14 protein-coding genes are annotated in these 19,269 nt (G+C 76.5%); 11 read left to right on the forward strand and 3 right to left on the reverse strand.

What is annotated here, in order from left to right; all coding sequences use genetic code 11:
* The first annotated feature begins 48 nt into the window (after nucleotides 1–48).
* From J3P29_RS07980 to J3P29_RS07990, 3 genes are all read left to right on the forward strand, one after another.
* A complete protein-coding gene (locus tag J3P29_RS07980) occupies nucleotides 49–261 on the forward strand; it encodes a hypothetical protein (protein WP_210492547.1) in 213 nt (70 codons plus the stop codon).
* Nucleotides 262–264: 3 nt separating this feature from the next.
* Complete coding sequence (locus tag J3P29_RS07985) at nucleotides 265–1,455, forward strand: hypothetical protein (RefSeq protein WP_210492549.1); 1,191 nt, start codon at nucleotides 265–267, stop codon at nucleotides 1,453–1,455.
* Between the two features lie 138 nt (nucleotides 1,456–1,593).
* A complete protein-coding gene (locus J3P29_RS07990; protein ID WP_210492550.1) occupies nucleotides 1,594–2,127 on the forward strand; it encodes a hypothetical protein in 534 nt (177 codons plus the stop codon).
* Between the two features lie 37 nt (nucleotides 2,128–2,164).
* Here J3P29_RS07990 and J3P29_RS07995 read toward each other — a convergent pair whose 3' ends face one another.
* Entirely contained in the window at nucleotides 2,165–3,076 is a 912-nt protein-coding gene (locus J3P29_RS07995; protein WP_210492552.1) for a TIGR01777 family oxidoreductase, read from the reverse strand.
* Between the two features lie 9 nt (nucleotides 3,077–3,085).
* Nucleotides 3,086–4,504, reverse strand: a complete 1,419-nt coding sequence (locus tag J3P29_RS08000) for an NAD-dependent malic enzyme (RefSeq protein WP_210492553.1) — start codon at nucleotides 4,502–4,504, stop codon at nucleotides 3,086–3,088.
* Nucleotides 4,505–4,666: 162 nt separating this feature from the next.
* Here J3P29_RS08000 and polA point away from each other — a divergent pair, with 162 nt between their 5' ends.
* Nucleotides 4,667–7,393, forward strand: a complete 2,727-nt coding sequence (gene polA, locus J3P29_RS08005; RefSeq protein WP_210492554.1) for a DNA polymerase I — start codon at nucleotides 4,667–4,669, stop codon at nucleotides 7,391–7,393.
* 1,859 nt (nucleotides 7,394–9,252) lie between these two features.
* Nucleotides 9,253–12,114, forward strand: a complete 2,862-nt coding sequence (locus J3P29_RS08010) for a glycosyl hydrolase (RefSeq protein ID WP_210492555.1) — start codon at nucleotides 9,253–9,255, stop codon at nucleotides 12,112–12,114.
* Between the two features lie 281 nt (nucleotides 12,115–12,395).
* Here the strand turns inward: J3P29_RS08010 and J3P29_RS08015 are convergent, their stop codons facing one another.
* Entirely contained in the window at nucleotides 12,396–13,478 is a 1,083-nt protein-coding gene (locus J3P29_RS08015) for an AbrB family transcriptional regulator (protein ID WP_210492556.1), read from the reverse strand.
* A 163-nt stretch (nucleotides 13,479–13,641) separates the two neighbouring features.
* Between J3P29_RS08015 and J3P29_RS08020 the strand changes: the two genes are divergently transcribed.
* The 6 genes from J3P29_RS08020 (at nucleotide 13,642) to J3P29_RS08045 (ending at nucleotide 19,157) form a co-directional block, all read left to right on the forward strand.
* Nucleotides 13,642–14,682 carry an ABC transporter substrate-binding protein gene (locus J3P29_RS08020; RefSeq protein WP_210492558.1) on the forward strand — a complete coding sequence of 347 codons (1,041 nt, stop codon included), beginning with the start codon at nucleotides 13,642–13,644 and terminating at the stop codon, nucleotides 14,680–14,682.
* Nucleotides 14,683–14,698: 16 nt separating this feature from the next.
* Complete coding sequence (locus J3P29_RS20700) at nucleotides 14,699–15,511, forward strand: siderophore-interacting protein (RefSeq protein ID WP_210492559.1); 813 nt, start codon at nucleotides 14,699–14,701, stop codon at nucleotides 15,509–15,511.
* A 128-nt stretch (nucleotides 15,512–15,639) separates the two neighbouring features.
* Entirely contained in the window at nucleotides 15,640–16,710 is a 1,071-nt protein-coding gene (locus J3P29_RS08030; RefSeq protein WP_210492560.1) for an iron chelate uptake ABC transporter family permease subunit, read from the forward strand.
* A complete protein-coding gene (locus J3P29_RS08035; RefSeq protein WP_210492561.1) occupies nucleotides 16,707–17,771 on the forward strand; it encodes an iron chelate uptake ABC transporter family permease subunit in 1,065 nt (354 codons plus the stop codon). The genes J3P29_RS08030 and J3P29_RS08035 overlap by 4 nt, the downstream gene beginning before the upstream one ends.
* Nucleotides 17,768–18,640, forward strand: coding sequence for an ABC transporter ATP-binding protein (locus J3P29_RS08040; RefSeq protein ID WP_210492562.1), 873 nt, complete (start codon nucleotides 17,768–17,770; stop codon nucleotides 18,638–18,640). Before J3P29_RS08035 ends, J3P29_RS08040 begins: the two co-directional genes overlap by 4 nt.
* 37 nt (nucleotides 18,641–18,677) lie before the next feature.
* Nucleotides 18,678–19,157 (forward strand): cupin domain-containing protein, encoded by a 480-nt coding sequence (locus J3P29_RS08045; RefSeq protein WP_210492563.1) that lies wholly within the window; start codon nucleotides 18,678–18,680, stop codon nucleotides 19,155–19,157.
* Nucleotides 19,158–19,269: the final 112 nt, after the last annotated feature.

Genomic DNA, 19,269 nt, shown 5'->3' on the forward strand with positions numbered 1-19,269 from the left:
GCCTTCGGCGAGCGGGGACGCCGCGTTCCCGGTAGATTGGGAGCCCGTATGGGCCTCATCTACGCGATCACGGCGTCGTCCCTCCTCTGGCTCGTCCTCTGGGCGCTCGGCTGGAAGTCCGTCGACGCCGCCATCCCGGCGCTCGCGCTCATCGCCCTCTCGACCGCCATCTGGCGCGTGCTCGGCTACCGCCAGGAGCGCAGCACGGAGACGGCGGGCCACGAGGCCGACGCGCACCGCTCCGACGCGCAGCGCGCCTAGCGCGTGCGCGCCGCGGCGCGCCGCATCGCCCTCGGCCTGGCGCTGACCGCCGCCGGGGCCGGCGTCGCCGGCTGCGGCGGCGACTCCACGGGCGAGGAGGCCTACGCGACGAAGGTCGCCGTGTACGTCGGCGTCCCCACCCGCGGTCCCTGGGCCGGTCCCGGCCTGGCGCTCGCCCGCGGCGCCCAGCTCGCGCTCGCCGACTCCGGCGGCGGGGCGGGCGACTACAGCGTCCGCCTGTCGATCCGCGACACGACGGACGACGACGGCGTCGCCGTGAGCGCCGCCGGCGCGTCCCGCGAGGCCGGGAACTTCCTGCGCGACGTCGGCACGATCGGCGCGATCAGCGGCATCGAGCCCGTGACGATCCGTCAGTGGGCCATCCTGGCCGGCCAGACGGGCGTCGCCTACGTCACCGCCAACGGCGGCCAGACCGGCGCGACGCGGGCCGACCTGGCGCCCCGCGGGCCGCGCCTGGGCGTCGACCTGTCGACGCCCGACGCGCGCATCGCCCGCGCCGTCGGCGCCCGCGTGCGCGCCGCGTCGTGCTCGACGACGATCCTCGTCCAGGCGCAGGGCGCCGGCGCCGGCCGGCGCTTCGACACGCCCGCCGTGGACGAGGACGTCCGGCTGCTCGGCTCGGCGTGGACGGATCCGCAGCTCGTCACCGGACTGGGGCAGGCGCTGCGCCGCGGCGCGGACTGCGTCGTCCTGGCCGGCGAGCCGTCGGCCGGCGACGCGGCGGACCTGCTCGGCCCGCTCGTCGCGCAGCTGCAGGGCCGGCGGATCTTCCTGACCCGCGGGGCGGCGTCCGGCGGCGTGGCGCAGCTCGCCCGCCGCGAGCGTCTCCGGGCCGAGGCCGTGGTGGACGATCCGGCGCCCGACGGCGACGCGCTGACGCGGCGCATCGACGCCCTGCACCGCCGCTACTTCGGCACCCCGGCGCCCGCCGGCGTGATGGCCGGCTGGCGCGCGATGAAGCTGATGCTGCGCGCGGTCGAGGGCGCCGGCCCCGAGGGCGGCAACCGTCGCGACGACGTCGCCGACGCGCTCGTCGCCGCCCGCGTGCCGGCCCCGCCGGCCGAGGCGGCCCAGCGTCCCGACGGCACGGTCGCGGCCACCGCCGTCGGCCTGGCCCGACCGGCGGCCTACGGCTGGCGCGTCGTCCGCGACCTGGACGCGCCCGCGCGCTGACCCCGGCGCGCGGTGCGCCCCGGTGGCGGGTGGCGGCCGGCGCGCGCGGGGCGATCCGCGCGGGGCGACGGGCCTGGGAGCGCCGGGATCGTCCAGCACGCCTCAAGGCCGGGCGCCCGGCGGCCGACGACGTCGGTGATGGACCTGCACCCCGACACCGGCTCGGGCCGCCACGCAGGCGGCAGCCGCGCCACCGCCCCGGCCGGTCCGACCTCCGCCGTCACCGCGCCGCGCGGCGTGCTGCCGATGCCCGCCGTCGACCACCTGGCGTTCCGCTGTGCCGTCGCGCTGGCCGCCTTCCTGGCGTTCTTCGCGGCCTTCGCCGCGCTGCGGCACGGCCACGCGGGCGGTGCGGGCGTCCTCGCGGGCGGGCTCGTCCTGGCCGTCGGCGGCTGCGCCGCCGCCTTCGGGGCGGGCGTCGCCTACGACGCCGACGGCCTCGTCGTCACCGGTCTGCGCCGCCGGCGGATCCCGTGGGCGGCCGTCGACGGGTTCTCGGTGGAGGAGGAGGGCGGCGTGGCCGTGTGCGAGGTGCGCCGCCGCGACGCGGCTCCGCTGGTCCTGTACCCCCTGGGCACCGCGCCGACCGCGGACCCCGCCCGCAGCGCGGCGCTCCACGCCCGCGTGCGCGAGCTGAACGGCGCGCTGCGCCGGGCCACCGCCGCACGCTGACGGCGGCCGCCCGCGGCGCGCCCGGGGGACGCCGCGGTCAGCGCCCGAGCAGGTCGCGCAACGCGCCGTCCAGCGTGGGGTGCGCGAACGCGTAGCCGAGCTCGCCGGCGCGGTCCGGCACCATGCGGCAGGAGTCGAGGACGAGGGCGGCCTGCTCGCCCAGGATCGCCCGCAGCAGCGGGGCCGGGGCGCCGGCCAGCACCGGCCGCCGGAGGGTCCGGCCGATCGCCTTCGTCAGGGCCTTGTTCGTCGCGGGCTCGGGCGCCGACGCGTTCACGGGGCCCGAGAAGCCGTCGGCGTCGAGCGCGGCGAGCAGGATGCCGACGTGGTCGTCCACGTGGATCCACGGCACCCACTGGCGCCCGCTGCCCAGCCACGCGCCGGCGAACAGCCGGACGGGCCGCGCGATCACGGGCAGCGCGCCGCCGTCGGCGTCGAGCACCATGCCCGTGCGGACGAGCGCGACCCGGACCCCGTGCTCCTCCGCGCGCCGCGCCTCCTGCTCCCAGACCCGGGCCAGGCGGCCGAGGAAGTCGTCGGCGGCCGGCGCGTCCTCGCGCACGACGACGTCGCCCCGGTCCCCGTAGATCCCCGACGCCGAGCCGCTCACGAGCGTCCTCGGGCCGTCCGCCGCGGCGGCCAGGCCGTCGACCAGGTGCCGGGTGGTCGTCCACCGCGACGCCTCGATCCGCGGCTTCGCGGCCGCGGTCCAGCGCTGGAAGACGGGCTCGCCGGCCAGGTTGACGACGGCGTCGCGGCCCTCGAGCGCCGCGGCGGGCGGCGGGCCGGACGCGGGGTCCCACGCGAACGCCTCGACGGCGCCGCCGAGCGCGGCGCGGGCGCGGTCGGCGTCGCGCGAGAGCACCGTCACGCGGTCGCCGCGGGCCAGCAGCCGACCGACGAGTCGCGTGCCGACGGTGCCGGTCGCCCCGGTGACGGTGACGTGCATGCCCGCAGCCTACGCGGGCGCCGCGGCCTCCGCGACCGCCTCCTCGGCCACCGCGGCCGCGACGGCGGGCGCCACCTCGCGGTCGAAGACGGACGGGATGATGTGGTCCTCGCGCAGGTCCTCGTCGGCCACGAGGCCGGCGATGGCGTGGGCCGCGGCGATCTTCATTCCCTCGGTGATCCGGGTGGCGCGCGCGTCGAGGGCGCCGCGGAAGATCCCCGGGAACGCGAGGACGTTGTTGATCTGGTTGGGGTAGTCCGAGCGGCCCGTGGCGATGATGCGCGCGTAGGGGGCGGCCTCCTCGGGGGCCACCTCGGGGTTGGGGTTCGCCATCGCGAAGACCATCGCGTCGTCGTTCATGGCCGCCAGCCGCTCCGCGGGGAAGAGGCGCGCGCCCGACAGGCCCACGAACAGGTCCCGGCCGCCCAGGTGGTCGCCCGGAGGGCCGGTCAGGCCCTCGGGGTTGCTCATCTCGGCGTACCAGCGCTTGACGGAGTTCATCGACCCGTCGACGTAGTCGGGGCGGCTCGTGGACACGAGGCCCTTCGAGTCGGCGCCGATGATGTCGGTGACGCCCGCCGACAGCAGGATCTTCGTCACCGCCACGCCCGCGGCGCCCAGGCCGGTCACCAGGACGGACAGGTCCTCCAGCCGCTTGCCGGTGATCCGGCAGGCGTTGATGAGCGCCGCCAGCGTGACGATCGCGGTCCCGTGCTGGTCGTCGTGGAAGACCGGGATGTCGAGCTCGGCCTTCAGGCGGTCCTCGATCTCGAAGCACCGCGGGGCCGAGATGTCCTCCAGGTTGATGCCGCCGAACGTCGGCGCCACGGCCTTGCAGATCGCGACGATCTCGTCCGGGTCCTTCGTCGACAGGGCGAGGGGGAACGCGTCCACGCCCGCGAACTCCTTGAAGAGGACGGCCTTGCCCTCCATGACGGGCAGCGACGCCTCGGGGCCGATGTCGCCCAGGCCCAGCACCGCGGTGCCGTCGGTGACGACGGCGACCGTGTTCTTGCGGATCGTCAGGTCGTGCGACAGCGCCGGGTCGGCGGCGATCGCGTCGCAGACCCGCGCGACGCCCGGCGTGTAGGCCATGGCGAGGTCGTCGCGCGTCTTCAGCGGGTGCTTGGCGGTCGTCTCGAGCTTGCCGCCCTCGTGCACCTGGAACGTGCGGTCGACGAGCTGCACGACGCGCGCGCCGGCCTGCTCGGCGATCGCCGTCGTGATCGCGTCCCACGCGCCCTGCCCGCTCGCCGACACCGTGATGTCGCGGACGAGCGTGTCGCCCGTGACCGATACGAGCGCCACGTCCCCGATCACGCCCCCCGCCGCGCCGATCGCCGACGCGACGGCGCCGAGGGCGCCGGGCCGGTGGTCGATCTCGACGCGGAGGACGATGGAGTACTGCGCTGAGGGTGTGCCGCTCACGCGGCGGAACAGTAGCCCTTCCGGAGGGGCCGTCTTGTATGCAAGCAGCGGGGGTTTTCGGCCCCACTGGCATACCAGGGAACCGCCTGGGGATCGGGCGATCCGGGCCGTCGGCGGGCCGCCGACCCTCGGGCGCCCGGCGCGCCGCGTAGGCTGCTCGGTGTGACGAAGAACGCGGCCCCGGACCTGCTCCTGATCGACGGCAACTCGCTCGCGTACCGCGCCTTCTTCGCGCTCCCCGAGTCCATCGCCACGTCGACGGGCGAGCCCACGAACGCGCTCTTCGGCTTCGCGTCGATGCTCGTCAAGCTGTACCAGGACCTGGGGCCCGTCCCGACCGCCGTGGCGTGGGACGCCGGCATGTCGGGCCGCAACGAGGTCTACCCCGAGTACAAGGCCCAGCGGTCGAAGAAGCCCGACCTGCTGCGCCAGCAGTGGCCGTTCCTGACCGACATCACGACCGGCTTCGGCTACGCCAACGTCTCGCTGCCGGGCTGGGAGGCCGACGACGTCATCGGCACCCTGGCGACGAAGGCGCGCGAGCGGAAGCTGCGCACCGTGATCGTCACGGGCGACCGCGACCAGTTCCAGCTCATCGACCCGGACGACTGGGTCGGCGTGATGGCGACGGCGCGCGGGATCACCGAGACGAAGGTCTACGACTACGCCGCCGTGCAGGAGCGCTACGGCCTGCCGCCCGAGATGATCCCCGACTTCTACGGCCTGAAGGGCGACACGTCGGACAACATCCCCGGCGTTCCCGGCATCGGCGACAAGACGGCCGCGCAGCTGCTGCAGCAGTTCGGCGACCTGGAGACGGTGCTCGCGTCCGTCGACCAGGTCTCGGGCGCCAAGCGCAAGCAGAACCTGATCGACCACGCCGAGAACGCCCGGATCTCGCGCGACCTGGCGCGCATCCACACCGACCTCCAGATCGACCTGGACCTGGACGCGCTGCTGGCCGAGAAGGCCGACGCGCAGGCGCTGCGCGAGGTCTTCCACCGCTTCGAGCTGCGCGACCCGTGGCGCCGGCTCGAGCCGCTGCTGGAGGAGGACGGCCGCCCCTCGGGCCCCGAGGGCGAGGCCGTCGAGGCGCCCGAGCGGCGGGTCGCGCTGGACGCGCTCGCGGCCGCGCTGGCCGAGCACGACGGCGCCGCGCCCGCGCGGGTCGCCGTCGCGGTCGTCGAGCCGACCGCCGCCGCGCAGGAGGAGTCGGGGCAGCTCTTCGACCCCGACGCCGCCGAGGCCGCGGGGGAGGGCGCCGACGCGGAGGCCGCCCCCGACGCGCCGGGCGCGCCGCTGCGGTTCGCCGTCGCGCGGCTGGACGACGCCGGCCGGCCGGCCGAGCTGCTGCTCGGCGGCTGCGCGACCCCGGGCGAGGTGCTCGCCGTGCTCGCCGACCGGCCGCTCGTCTGCCACGACGGCAAGGCGCTCGCCGCCGGTGCCGGGTCGGGCGACCGCGACGTGCCGCCGCGGCTCGACCACGACACCCTGCTCGGCGCGTACGTCCTGGAGCCGCAGCGTCGCGGCTACCCGCTCGACGAGCTCGCCGACGAGATCGGCGTGACGGTCACGACGGACGACCCCGCCGGCGCGGCGGCGGTGCGCGTGGCGATGCTCGCGATCCACCAGCGGCGGCTGCTCGACGAGACCGGCCTGATGCGGCTGCTGCGCGAGGTCGAGCTGCCGCTCGTCGACGTGCTGCGCGAGATGGAGCGCGAGGGCGTGCGCCTGTCCGTCCCACGCCTGAACGAGGTCGGCGACGAGGTGCGCGCCGAGATCGCCGACCTGCAGGCCCGGATCCACGCGCTGGCCGGCCGCGAGTTCACGATCGGCTCGCCGAAGCAGCTGGGCGAGGTGCTCTTCGAGGAGCTCGGGCTGACGAAGAAGCGCAAGGGCAAGACGGGCTTCTCGACCGACGCGCGCGTGCTGCAGCAGATCCGCGACGAGCACGAGATCGTCCCGCTCATCGAGCGCTGGCGCGAGCTCTCGACGCTGACGAAGACGTACCTCGACGTGCTGCCGAAGCTCGCCGAGGCGGACCCGCGCAGCCGCATCCACACGACGTTCCAGCAGACCGTCGCCCAGACCGGGCGCCTGTCGTCGACCGACCCGAACCTGCAGAACGTCCCCGTCCGCACCTCGCTCGGTCGGCGGATCCGCGGCTGCTTCGAGGCCGAGGGCGAGAACGTGCTGCTCTCTTGCGACTACTCGCAGGTCGAGCTGCGGATCCTCGCGCACTACGCGGAGGAGGAGACGCTGCGCGACGCGTTCCGCGAGGACCGCGACGTCCACACCGCCACCGCCACCACGGTCTTCGGGGTGACGGAGGACGAGCTCGATCCGGGGCTGCGGTCGAAGGCGAAGATGGTCAACTACGGCATCGCCTACGGCCTGACCGACTTCGGCCTGGCCGAGCGCCTGAACATCCCGCGCGACGAGGCCCGCGAGGTCATCGACGCGTACTTCGCCCAGTTCACCGGCGTCAAGCGCTTCATCGACGCGACGATCGAGCAGGCGAAGGAGGCCGGCGAGGTCCGCACCATGTTCGGCCGGCGGCGCCTGATCCCCGAGCTGCGCGCCCGCAACCCGCAGATGCGCTCCCTCGGCGAGCGCCTGGCGGTCAACACCATCATCCAGGGCACCGCGGCGGACATCATGAAGCTCGCGATGATCGGCGTCCGCCGCGCCCTCGACGAGCGCGGCGTCCGCTCGCGCATGGTCCTGACGATCCACGACGAGCTCCTCGTCGAGGGCCCGGCCGACGAGATGGAGGGCCCCGACGGCGTGCGCGCCCTCGTCGAGCGCGAGATGGTCGCGCCGTGGAAGCACGACCCGCCGCTGAAGGTCGAGGGCGGCGTCGGGCGGACCTGGCTCGAGGCGAAGTAGGGCGCGGCCGCGTGGTGCGGTGCGGCGCGGCGTGGCGTGGCGTGGCGCCGCGTGGCGTGGTGCCGCGTGGCGTGGCGCGGCGGCGGCGCGGGGGCGCGGTCGTGTTCCGGATCGCTGCGCCTGGGCGGTGGTGATCCGGAACACGTCCGGGGCGAGAGGGCGGGCCGGGTCGCGTGCCGCATCGCTGCGCCTGGGCGGTGGTGATCCGGAACACGTCCGGGGCGAGGGGGCGGGCCGGGTCGTGTTCCGGATCGCCGCGCCTGGACGATGGTGACCCGGAACACGTCCGGAGCGAGAGGGCGGGCCGGGTCGCGTGCCGCATCGCCGCGCCTGGACGGTGGCGATCCGGAACACGTCCGGAGCGAGAGGGCGGGCCGGGTAGCGTGCCGCATCGCCGCGCCTGGACGGTGGCGATCCGGAACACGTCCGCGGGACGAAGGCGGCGCGACCAGCGTTCTCGAGACGGACCAGGCGGAACCTGCGCCGGTGCGCTGGCGCGTTCCGGTCGGGGTCCGCTATGCGGTCCTGAGCCGGAACGCGACCCCGCCTGCCGGCCTGTTCCGGTTGAGGGCCGCTATGCGGTCCTGAGCCGGAACACGACCCCGCCTGGCGGTCCGTTCCGGTTGGGGGCCGCTATGCGGCCCTGAGCCGGAACGCGTCCCCGCCTCGCGGTCCGTTCCGGTTGGGGGCCGCCATGCGGCCCTGAGCCGGAACATGTCCCGCCTCCCGGCCCGATCCGGTTGGGGGCCGCCATGCGGTCCTGAGCCGGAACGCGTCCCCGCCTCCCGGCCCGATCCGGTTGGGGGCCGCCATGCGGTCCCGAGCCGGAACATGTCCCCGCCTCCCGGCCCGATCCGGCTGAGGCCCGCCGTGCGGTCCCGAGCCGGAACGCGTCCCCGCCTCGCGGCCCGTTTCGGCTGCGGTCCGCCATGCGGCCCCGAGCCGGAACGCGTTCCCGCCTGGCGGTCCGTTCCGGTTGCGGTCCGCCATGCGGCCCCGAGCCGGACCTGTCCCCGCCTGGCGTCCCGTTCCGGGTGGGGGCCGCCAGGCGGCCCTGAGCCGGAACGAGTTCCGCCTAGCGGCCCGTTCCGGCTGAGGTCCGCCATGCGGCCCCGAGCCGGAACATGTCCCCGCCTCGCGGCCCGTTCCGGCTGAGGTCCGCCATGCGGCCCCGAGCCGGAACGCGTCCCCGCGTCGCGCCCCGTTCCGGTTGCGGCCCGCCATCCGGTCCTGAGCCGGAACGCGTCCCGGCCTGGCGGTCCGTTCCGGTTGGGGTCCGCTATGCGGTCCTGAGCCGGAACGCGTCCCCGCGTCGCGCCCCGTTCCGGTTGAGGTCCGCCATGCGGCCCTGAGCCGGAACACGTCCCCGCTTGGCGTCCCGTTCCGGGTGGGGGCCGCCATGCGGTCCTGAGCCGGAACGCGTCCCCGCCTCCCGGCCCGTTCCGGCAGAGGTCCGCCATCCGGCCCCGAGCCGGAACACGTCCCCGCCTCGCGCCCCGTTCCGGTTGGGGTCCGCCATGCGGCCCCGAGCCGGAACGCGTCCCCGTCTCGCGCCCTGTTCCGGTTGGGGTCCGCTATGCGGTCCTGAGCCGGAACGCGCCCCACGGCCGCCACTCGCGCCGCGCCACCCCGGCCGCCCCGGACCCCCGCCCGCCGCCCGCCGCCCGCCGCCCCCGGCCGAGCCCCTCGGCCACCGCCATCCCTCCCACGTGTGACGGCGCGCACGGTATGGTCCGCCAACCGATCGGTTGCGAGCTTAGGTGTTCGGTTTTCGCCGTCCACCACGGAAACGCACAGAAGCGATCGTCGGTAGGCCCGACCTCCATCCCCCCGGGCCGCACAGCGAGAGGAGAGCAGCGATGCGACGCAGGGAGTTCGTCCAGAGGACGTCGGCGGCCGCGGTGGGCGCGGGCGCCCTCGCGGCCATGCCGGCCGGCGCCGCGGCCAGCCGCGGCCGCGGCCGTGGACCCGGCCGCGACACCGCCCCGACGGCCTGGCCGACGGCCACGACGCAGGCGAAGCCGTGGACCCGCTGGTGGTGGCTCGGCAGCGCGGTCGACGACGCCGGGATCGCCGCCAACCTGCAGGCGTACCGCGACGCGGGCATCGGCGGCGTCGAGATCCAGCCGATCTACGGGGTCAAGGGCAACGAGGCGAAGAACCGCGCGTACCTCTCCCCGGAGTGGGTCGCCGCGCTCGACAGCACCACGCGCACCGCGTCGCGCCTGGGCATGGGCGTCGACATGACGACGGGTTCGGGCTGGCCGTTCGGCGGCCCGTGGGTGGCCGACGAGGACGGCGCCGCGAAGGTGCTGATCGAGCGCTGGACCGTGGCCGAGGGGCAGCGCCTGTCCGTGCCGGTGCGCGCCAGCAACCCGCCCAAGAACAAGCCGGTCCCGCCGCTCGACCGCCTCGTCGCCCGTGCCGCCGACGGCAGCACCGTCGACCTGACCGAGAAGGTCGGCGCCGACGGCACCCTCGACGCCGTCGCCCCGGCCGGCGGCTGGGAGCTGACCGCGGTCTTCGTCGGCCGCGTCCGCATGGCGGTCAAGCGCGCGGCGCCCGGCAGCGAGGGCGTCGTGATCGACTACGTGTCCGAGCGGGCGCTCCCGAACTACCTGCGGCGCTTCGACGAGGCGCTCGGCGGCGGCTCGCACGGCCTGCGCGCGATGTTCCACGACTCCTACGAGGTCGGCGCCGCCAACTGGACCGACACGATGGTCGCCGACTTCGCGCAGCTGCGCGGCTACGACGTCGTGCCGTACCTGCCCGAGGTCGCCGGCCAGGGCGACGAGGAGACCCGGGCGCGGGTCCGCTCCGACGTGCGCGAGACGTTCGCCGACCTGCTGCTGAGCCGCTTCACCGAGCGCTGGTCCGCGTGGAACGAGCAGCACGGCTGGCGCACGCGCAACCAGGCGCACGGCTCGCCGGCCAACCTGCTCGACCTGTACGCCCGCGTCGACATCCCGGAGACGGAGAGCTTCGGCCCCAGCGCCTTCCCGATCCCGGGCCTGCGCGAGGACCCGAACTACTCCACCGAGGACTTCGGCCGTCCCGACCCGCTCGTCATGCGCTTCGCCTCGTCGGCGGCGCACGTCGAGGGCAAGCCGCTCGCCTCGTCCGAGAGCTGCACGTGGCTGGCGGAGCACTTCCACGTCTCGCTCTCGCAGATGAAGCCCGAGCTCGACCAGCTCTTCGCGGCCGGCATCAACCACGTCTTCTTCCACGGCACGACGTACTCGCCGCCGGAGGAGGCCTTCCCCGGCCTGAACTTCTACGCGTCGACCGAGGTCACCCCGCAGAACACGCTGTGGCGCGACCTGCCCGAGCTCACCGCGTACGTCACGCGCAGCCAGTCGATCCTGCAGGACGGGACGCACGACAACGACGTCCTCCTCTACTTCCCGCAGCACGACCTGTGGCACACGGCGGCCGACCCGCTCGTCCCGCAGTTCACCGTCCACGGCGCCGAGCAGTGGCTGCACCAGCACCCGACCGGGTTCGGCGCCGTCGCGACGACGATCCAGGACCGCGGCTGGCAGTTCGACTACGTCTCCGACCGCATGCTCGACGGCATCGAGGCGGCGCGCGGCGGCCTGCGGGCGACGGGCGGCACGTACGCCACGCTCGTCGTCCCGGGCGCCAAGCTCATGCCGCTGGAGACGCTCGAGCGGCTCGTCGCGCTCGCCAAGGCGGGCGCGACGGTGATCTTCCACCGCGCGCTGCCCGAGGACGTGCCGGGCCTCGCCGACCTGGAGGGCCGCCGCGCGAAGCTCGCCGCGCTGCTGGGCGAGATCCGTCGCGCCGGGCGCCGCACCGCCGTGGGGACGGAGCACCGCCTGGGCTGGGGGCGCTTCCTCGTCGCCGACGACGTCGACCGCGCGCTCGCGACCACGGGCGCGCGCCGCGAGCCGGCCGCCGACCTGGGCCTGCGCGTCCTGCGCCGCAGCCACGACGAGGGCAAGCACCTGTTCGTCGCCAACCTGGGCAAGGAGGCCGTCGACGGCTGGGTGCCCGTCGCGGACGCCGCGGCCTCGGCCGTCGTGCTCGACCCACACGACGGCGCCCGCGGGATCGCGAGCCTGCGCCGCGGCCGCACCACGGCCGTGCGCCTGCGCCTGGAGCCGGGCGAGTCGGTCTTCCTGCGCACGTTCGCCCGCCGCCGGGTGCACGGTCGCCGCTGGGCGGTCGCGCAGGACGCCGGACGGGCGATCGCGCTGGACGGCCCGTGGGAGCTGCGCTTCCTGGGCCGCGACGGCCGCGTCTCCGCGCCGCGGCGCCTGGACGCCCTGCGATCGTGGACGGAGCTCGGCCCCGACGCCGAGGGCTTCTCGGGCACCGCGCGCTACACGCTGCGCTTCGCCCTGCCGCGCGGCGCCCGCGCGGACGAGTGGGCGCTGGACCTGGGCGACGTCCGCGAGTCCGCGCGGGTCCGGCTGAACGGCCGCGAGCTCGAGACGGCGTGGAGCCTGCCGTTCGCGGTGCCCGCCGGCGACGCGCTGCGGAAGGGCCCCAACGTCCTCGAGATCGAGGTGACGAACCTGGCGGCGAACGAGGTCCGCGCGATGTCGCAGCGCGGCGAGGTCGACTGGACCCGCTACTACATCGTGAACATCACCTACGAGACGTTCGACCCGAAGGTCTGGCCGCCCGAGGCGTCGGGGCTGCTCGGCCCGGTGCGCCTGGTGCCGCAGCGCGTGCCGGGCGGGCCGTTCGCCTGACGTCGTTCGTCCGGCTCCGGCGTCCCGCGCGCCCGCGCGGGCAGGAGGCCGCACCGGCCCGGCCGCGGCGGCCCGACGCCGTGGGCCCGCGATCCGTCGGGGCCGGGGCGGTCGCCTGACGCCGGCGGGGTGCCGGGCCGACCCCGCGAAGCCGGCGATCCTCCGGGCCGGGGCGGTCGCCTGACGCCGGCGATGCGCGGGGCCGGGCGGTCGCCCCGTCGCCGGCGGGATGGCGGGACGCCGGGCCGGCCGCGCCGGTGCGCGCCCCGGCGACGCCGGCGTCAGGCGCCGGCCCCGCCCGCCGGCCGCTCCCGTCCGGCGAGCCACCGCGCCAGCAGCGGCGCGGCGAGCAGCATCGCGAACAGCCGCAGCACCTGGACCGCCAGCACGAACGTGGCGTCGACGTCGCTCGACGCCGCCGCGGCGAGCACCGCGTAGAGCCCGCCGGGGGTGGTCGCCAGGTACGCGTCGAGCGCGCCGACGCCCGTCAGCGGCACGAGCAGCAGCCCCAGGCCGGCGGACGCGGCGATGAGCGCGGCGATCATCCCGAGCGTCGCGGGCAGGATCCGCGCCGCGTGGCGCAGGCTCGCGACGGTGAACCGCAGCCCGACCGACAGGCCGATGCCGACGTACGCCGCCTGCAGCAGCGGGTCCGGCACGGGCGCGACGAACGGCACGCCCGCCAGCTCGAGGGCCGCCGCGAGCACGAGCGGGCCCAGCAGCGACCCCGCCGGCAGCCGCACGGCGCGGGCCAGCGCGGTGCCCGCGACCAGGCACAGCGCGCACGTCAGCAGCCCGTCGGCCCACGCGCCGCCCCCGGACGCCGCGGCCGCCGTCCCGCCCCCGGGCCCCCCGGCGATGCCGGCGACGACGGGCGCCAGCACGACGATGACCAGCACCCGCAGGTACTGCATGACGGCCACGAGCCGCTCGTCGGCGCCCAGCTCGCGGCTGATCGCCACGATCCCCGACGCCCCGCCGGCCACCATGCCGAAGGCGGCGGTCGGGCGGTCCAGGCCGGTCAGGCGGCTCATCGCCAGGCCCGCGAGGACCGTCGCCAGCAGCGTCGCGAGCGTCACTCCGACGATCGGCACGGCGTGCCGGCCGAGCTCCCCGAGGGTCGAGGTCTGCACGAGCGTGCCGAGCGAGACGCCCAGGATCCCCTGCGAGAGCCGGGCGCCGAGCTCGGGCACGTCCAGGCGCCAGTCCGTGCGCAGCGCGAAGCCGAGCCCGACGAGCAGCCCCGCGAACATGGCGGGGGAGGGGACGCCGGCAGCCGCCCCCGCCAGGGCCGTCGCCGCGGTGACCGCCAGGACGACCGCCCAGCGGACGGCGCGGGCGGAGGCGGCGGACGACGACGGCACGGCCCCCAGTCGTAGCACCCACGGGCCGGCGGCCCCCGTCCCGGACCGCCGCGCACGCGCCCCCGTCGTGGGTTAGGCTGACCTTCGACCCGCGAGTTAGGTCCGCCTACCTCACCTCACCTCGCCCCGCCGTCGCTCCCCCCGACCGAGAGGCCCGCTCCGCATGACCCGCCGCCCCGGCACCCCCGACCCGTCCGGACCGCTGCTGAGCCGCCGCGCCGCCGTCGCCGCCGCGCTCGCGGGCGCCGCGAGCCTGGGGCTCGCCGCCTGTGGCGCCGACGACGACCGGTCCGGCGCCGGAGCGGCCGCGGCGCCGGGCGGCCGCTTCCCCGCCACGGTGGAGCACCAGTACGGCCGGACGACCGTCCCGTCGGCGCCGGCACGCATCGTCTCGCTGGGCTACGCCGACCACGACACGCCGCTCGCGCTCGGCACCGTGCCCGTCCTGGTGCAGCGCTCGTCGCCCGTGTGGCGCGACGGCGTCGGCGCCTGGGCCGCCGGAGCCCTGAAGGGGCAGTCGCCCGCGTACGTCGAGGGCGTCGAGATCGACTTCGAGAAGGTCGCCGCCGCCCGGCCCGACCTGATCCTGGCGGTCAACCTGCAGGTGTCCCGCAAGGACTACGAGAAGCTCACGAAGCTGGCGCCGACCGTGGTGCAGCCGAAGGGCTACCCGCCCTACGGCGTGCCGTGGGACGTGACCGCCACCCTGATCGGCACGGCCCTCGGTGCGCCGGACCGCACGCGCCGGCTCGTGGCGCGCACCCGCCGCGCCTTCGCGGACGCGCTCGGCGCCCACCCGGGGCTGAAGGGCCGCACGGCCCTGCCCGTGACGCTGGATGGCGACCAGTTCGCGGTCTTCACCGACGTCGACGCCCGCGGCCGGTTCCTCGACGCTCTCGGGATGACGCCGCCGAAGCGGATCGCGGCCCGGTACGGCGACGTCTTCTACCTGCCGCTCAGCCCGGAGCGCGTCGACCTGCTGGACGACGCCGACGCGCTGCTCGTCATCGTCGACGGGCCCGAGATGACCGCGAAGATCGAGCGCCACCCCGCCTACCGCAACCTCGACGTCGTGCGCCGCGGGGGCGCGGTCGTGCTCGAGGACCAGCAGGTCGTCTCCGCGATCTCGGCCCCCTCCGTCACGTCGATCCCCTACGCGCTCCGCGCCGTCGTGCCGCCGCTGGCGAAGGCCGTCGCCGCCTGATCCCGAGGAGCCTCCCGTGCCGCAGACCCTCAGCCCCGCCGCCCGCCGCGCGAAGGAGCGGCCGTTCCCGCTCTGCGTCGGCGTGGCGACCGTCGCGTCCGTCCGGCGGTTGACGCCCGGCATGGCGCGCGTGGTGCTCACCGGCGACGCCCTGGCCGCGTTCCCCGACGAGGAGCCCGGCGAGATCGTCACCCTCGGCTGGCCGCTGGAGGACGGCGCCGACATCGTCCTGCCGCAGGACGGCTGGCGCTTCCCCGCCGACGCGCCGGAGCAGCACTGGCGCAACTACACCGTGCGGGCGTTCGACCGCACCGGCCCGCGCCTGACCGTCGACTTCGTCCTGCACGGCGACCACGGCCACGCGTCCCGCTGGGCCGCCGGCGCGCGTCCCGGCGACCGCGTCGGCTTCGCGGGGCCGCGCATCCACTTCTACGGCGAGCCGGACGCCGACTGGACCCTGCTCGCCGGGGACGAGACGGCGCTGCCGTCGATCGCGGCGACGCTCGAGCGGCTGCCGGCGGGCCACCGCGTGCTGGCGTTCGTCGAGGTCGACGACGAGCGCGAGCGCCAGGACCTGCGGTGCCCGGGCGAGCTGGACCTGCGCTGGGTGCTGCGCGGCGGCGAGCCGCGCGGACGCAGCCGCCGGCTGGAGGAGGCGGTCCGCGCCGCCGTGCTCCCCGAGGGCCGCGGCAAGGTGTGGGTGGCGGGGGAGTCGCTCGTCGTCCGCGGACTGCGCGAGCACCTGCGCGGCGGGCGCGGCCTGGAGATCGGGCCGCTCCAGGCCATCGGCTACTGGAAGCACCGGGACACCCCGGACGACGTCGAGTGAGCGGCGCGCCGCCCGCGCCCGCGCCCGCGCCGCGGGCGGGGGACGGCGAACGGACGGGTCGAGGGGCCGCGGGTGTTAGGGTGCCCGACCGTCGCCCCGCCGCGCCTGCGGCTCCGGCGCCCGCCGCCATGTCCGCCCCCACGACCGCCGCGCCGACCCGGCGCCCGAGCCCCGCGAGCGCGGCGGGCCAGGGACGCGTCCGGGCCCGTTCGGGGCGGGCGGTCGTCCTCCTGGGGCTCGTCGGCGTGCTGGCCCTCGTGCTGCTGCTCAGCCTGGCGGTCGGGGCGAAGAGCATCCCGCTCGGCCGGGTCTGGGACCTGCTGCTGCACGCCGACGGGTCCGACGACGCGGTGATCGTCCACGACCTGCGCATCCCGCGGACGCTGCTCGGCGTCGTGGTGGGCGTGGCGCTCGGCCTGGCCGGCGCGCTCATGCAGGCCCTGACGCGCAATCCGCTCGCCGAGCCCGGGCTGCTCGGCGTCAACGCGGGCGCCGCCACCGCCGTGGTCCTCGCGATGGCGCTCCTCTCGACGACGGATCCGCGGGTCTTCGTGTGGTTCGCCTTCCTCGGCGCCGGGCTGGCGTCCGTGCTCGTCTACGGCATCGGGGCGCGCGGCCGCAGCGGCGCCACGCCCGTGCGGCTCGCGCTCGCCGGCACCGCGGTGAGCTTCGCCCTGCTCGCGTTCGTCCAGGGCGTCACGATCCTCCGGCCGCAGGTGTTCGACCAGTACCGCTTCTGGGCCGTCGGCGCCCTCGGCGGCCACGACGCGGCGCTCGCCGGTCAGATCGCGCCGTTCGTCGTCGTCGGCGCGCTGCTCGCGCTCGCCCTGGCCCGGCCCCTGAACGCGCTCGCGCTCGGCGACGACGTCGGCCGCGCGCTCGGGGCCCGGCTGGCCCGGACGCGCGTGCTCGGCGCGCTCGCCGTGACGCTGCTCGCCGGCGCCGCCACCGCCGCGGCCGGGCCGATCGCCTTCGTGGGGCTGACGGTCCCGCACGTCGCCCGCGCGATCACGGGCCCGGACCAGCGGTGGGTCCTGCCGTACTCGATGGTGCTCGCGCCGATCCTGCTCGTCGGCGCCGACGTGCTCGGTCGCGTCGTCGCGCGGCCCGGCGAGCTCGAGGTCTCGCTCGTGACCGCCTTCGTCGGCGCGCCCGTGTTCATCGCGATCGTCCGCCGCGGGCGGATCAGCCAGCTGTGAGCGCCCCGGCCGCCCGCGTCCCCGGCCTGGGCCGCGTCGTCCACGTCCCCGTCGTCGGCGCGTCGTTCCGCGTCGCGCCGCGGTCCGTCGCCGTCGGCCTGGCGCTCGTCGTCGTGGCGCTCGCGCTGCTCGTCGTCGCCGTCGGCACGGGGGAGTACTCCATCCCGCCCGGGCTCGTGATCGAGACGCTGCTCGGCGGGGGCGACGCGGGCACGTCGTTCGTCATCGAGACCCTGCGCCTGCCGCGCGCGCTCACGGCGCTGCTCGTCGGCGCCGGCCTGGGCGCGGCGGGGGCGATCTTCCAGAGCGTCGTGCGCAACCCGCTCGGCAGCCCGGACGTCGTCGGCTTCACCGCCGGGGCGTCCGCCGGCGCGGTGCTCGAGATCGCGGTGATCGGCGGCGGCTCGGCGGCCGTGGCGGCCGGCGCGCTCGTCGGCGGGGCGGGCACGGCGGTGCTCGTCTACCTGCTCGCCTTCCGCGGCGGCGTGCAGGGCTACCGGTTGGTCCTCGTCGGCATCGGCCTGAGCGCCATGCTCGTCGCGGTGCGCGACTACCTCATCACCCGCACGCGGCTCGAGGAGGCCCAGACCGCCAACGTCTGGATCACCGGCAGCCTGAACGGCCGCGGCTGGGAGCACGTCGTGCCGATGGCGATCGCGCTGGCGGTGCTGCTGCCGCTCGTCGCGCTGCTGGCCCGCTCCCTGCGGATGCTCGAGCTGGGCGACGACGCCGCGCACGCGCTCGGCGTGCCCGTGGCGCGCGCCCGGACCGCGCTGCTCGGCGTCGGGGTGGCGCTGACGGCCGTCGCGACGGCGGCCGCGGGCCCGGTCCTCTTCGTCGCGCTCGCCGCGCCGCAGATCGCCCGGCGCCTGACGCGGGCGAGCGGTCCCGGCGTCGGCACCGCGGCGCTCATGGGCGCGACGCTCCTCCTGGCCGCCGACGTGGCGGCGCAGCGGGTGTTCCCCGGCACGGACCTGCCGGTGGGCGTCCTCACGGGCGTCCTGGGCGGCGCCTACCTGATCTGGTTGTTGTTCCACGAGTGGCGGAGCGCACGCGCATGACGCACGACGCACAGGCCGGGACGGCCGCGGACGGCCGCCCGCGCCTGCACGGCGAGGGCCTGACGCTGGGCTACGACGAGCGGCGCGTCTCGTCCGGGCTGGACGTGGCGATCCCGGACGGGTCGTTCACCGTGATCGTCGGCCCGAACGCGTGCGGCAAGTCGACGCTGCTGCGGGCCCTGGCGCGGATGCTCAAGCCGCGCGAGGGCGCCGTCGTCCTGGACGGCCGCGCGATCGACGCGTACCCGTCGAAGGAGGTCGCGCGCCGCCTGGGGCTGCTGCCGCAGACCTCGATCGCCCCGGACGCGATCACGGTCGCGGACCTCGTCGCGCGCGGGCGCTACCCGCACCAGGGGCTGCTGCGCCAGTGGTCGCGCGAGGACGAGCGGGCGGTCGCGACGGCGATGGAGGCGACCGACGTGGCCGACCTGGCCGCGCGGCCGGTCGACGCGCTGTCGGGCGGGCAGCGCCAGCGGGTGTGGCTGGCGATGGTCCTGGCGCAGGAGACGCCGATCGTGCTGCTCGACGAGCCGACGACGTTCCTCGACATCGCCCACCAGATCGAGGTCCTGGACCTGTGCGCGCGGCTGCACCAGGAGCAGGGGCGGACGATGGTCGCCGTCCTGCACGACCTGAACCACGCGTGCCGCTACGCCACGCACCTCGTCGCGATGCGCGACGGCGCGATCGTCGCTCAGGGCGATCCGTCCGCCATCGTCGACGCCGCGACGGTCGAGCGGGTCTTCGGCCTGCGCTGCCGCGTCATCCCCGACCCCGAGACGGGCACGCCGCTCGTCGTCCCCGCCGCGCACCAGCGGCCCGTCGCGCGCCCGCTGCCCGAGACGGACGCGCCGACCGCGGCGGCCTGAGCGCCGCGGCACGCCCGCCGCGGGCGATGATGCGGCGATGCGCCGCGTGAACCTGGACACCGCCACGCCCGAGGCCGACGCCACGGATCCCGACGGCTTCCGCGCCCTCATGGCCCGGGTCGGCCCGTCCCTGGGGGCGAAGGGGACCGGGGCCAGCCTGTACGTCCTGCCGCCCGGCCAGGCGGTGTGCCCGTACCACTACGAGTACGCCGAGGAGGAGTGGCTGCTCGTGCTGCAGGGCCGCGCCACGGTGCGCACGCCGGCGGGGGAGGAGACGTGCGGGCCGATGGACCTCGTCTTCTTCCCGACCGGCCCCGAGGGCGCGCACCAGGTCCGCAACGCGACGGACGAGGAGGTGCGCGTGCTGCTGTGGTCGACGGTCGTCCACCCCGCGGCCACCGCCTACCCCGACAGCGGCAAGGTCGGCCTGTACACGGGCGTCCCGGGCGAGGACCTGATCGCGCACCGCCGCGACGGCGTGGGGTACTGGTCGGGGGAGCCCGGCGTCGAGGCCTGACGGCCGGCCGGTCTCGCGGAGGGGCCGGCCGTGGCGCGACGGCCCGGCGCGACCCGGGCGTACCCGACCGCCCCGGTCGGTGACTGTTAGGGTTCCCCAACATGGCCGCGGC

The organism is Patulibacter sp. SYSU D01012 (assembly GCF_017916475.1).
In the GTDB taxonomy this organism is placed as follows: domain Bacteria; phylum Actinomycetota; class Thermoleophilia; order Solirubrobacterales; family Solirubrobacteraceae; genus Patulibacter.

What these genes read in the sequence shown, in the direction of transcription:
- J3P29_RS07980 (WP_210492547.1), top strand. Translation starts at nt 49, where the DNA reads ATGGGCCTCATCTACGCGATCACGGCGTCGTCCCTCCTCTGGCTCGTC.
- J3P29_RS07990 (WP_210492550.1), top strand. Translation starts at nt 1,594, where the DNA reads ATGGACCTGCACCCCGACACCGGCTCGGGCCGCCACGCAGGCGGCAGC.
- J3P29_RS07995 (WP_210492552.1), bottom strand. Translation starts at nt 3,076, where the DNA reads ATGCACGTCACCGTCACCGGGGCGACCGGCACCGTCGGCACGCGACTC.
- J3P29_RS08010 (WP_210492555.1), top strand. Translation starts at nt 9,253, where the DNA reads ATGCGACGCAGGGAGTTCGTCCAGAGGACGTCGGCGGCCGCGGTGGGC.
- J3P29_RS08020 (WP_210492558.1), top strand. Translation starts at nt 13,642, where the DNA reads ATGACCCGCCGCCCCGGCACCCCCGACCCGTCCGGACCGCTGCTGAGC.
- J3P29_RS08030 (WP_210492560.1), top strand. Translation starts at nt 15,640, where the DNA reads ATGTCCGCCCCCACGACCGCCGCGCCGACCCGGCGCCCGAGCCCCGCG.
- J3P29_RS08040 (WP_210492562.1), top strand. Translation starts at nt 17,768, where the DNA reads ATGACGCACGACGCACAGGCCGGGACGGCCGCGGACGGCCGCCCGCGC.
- J3P29_RS08045 (WP_210492563.1), top strand. Translation starts at nt 18,678, where the DNA reads ATGCGCCGCGTGAACCTGGACACCGCCACGCCCGAGGCCGACGCCACG.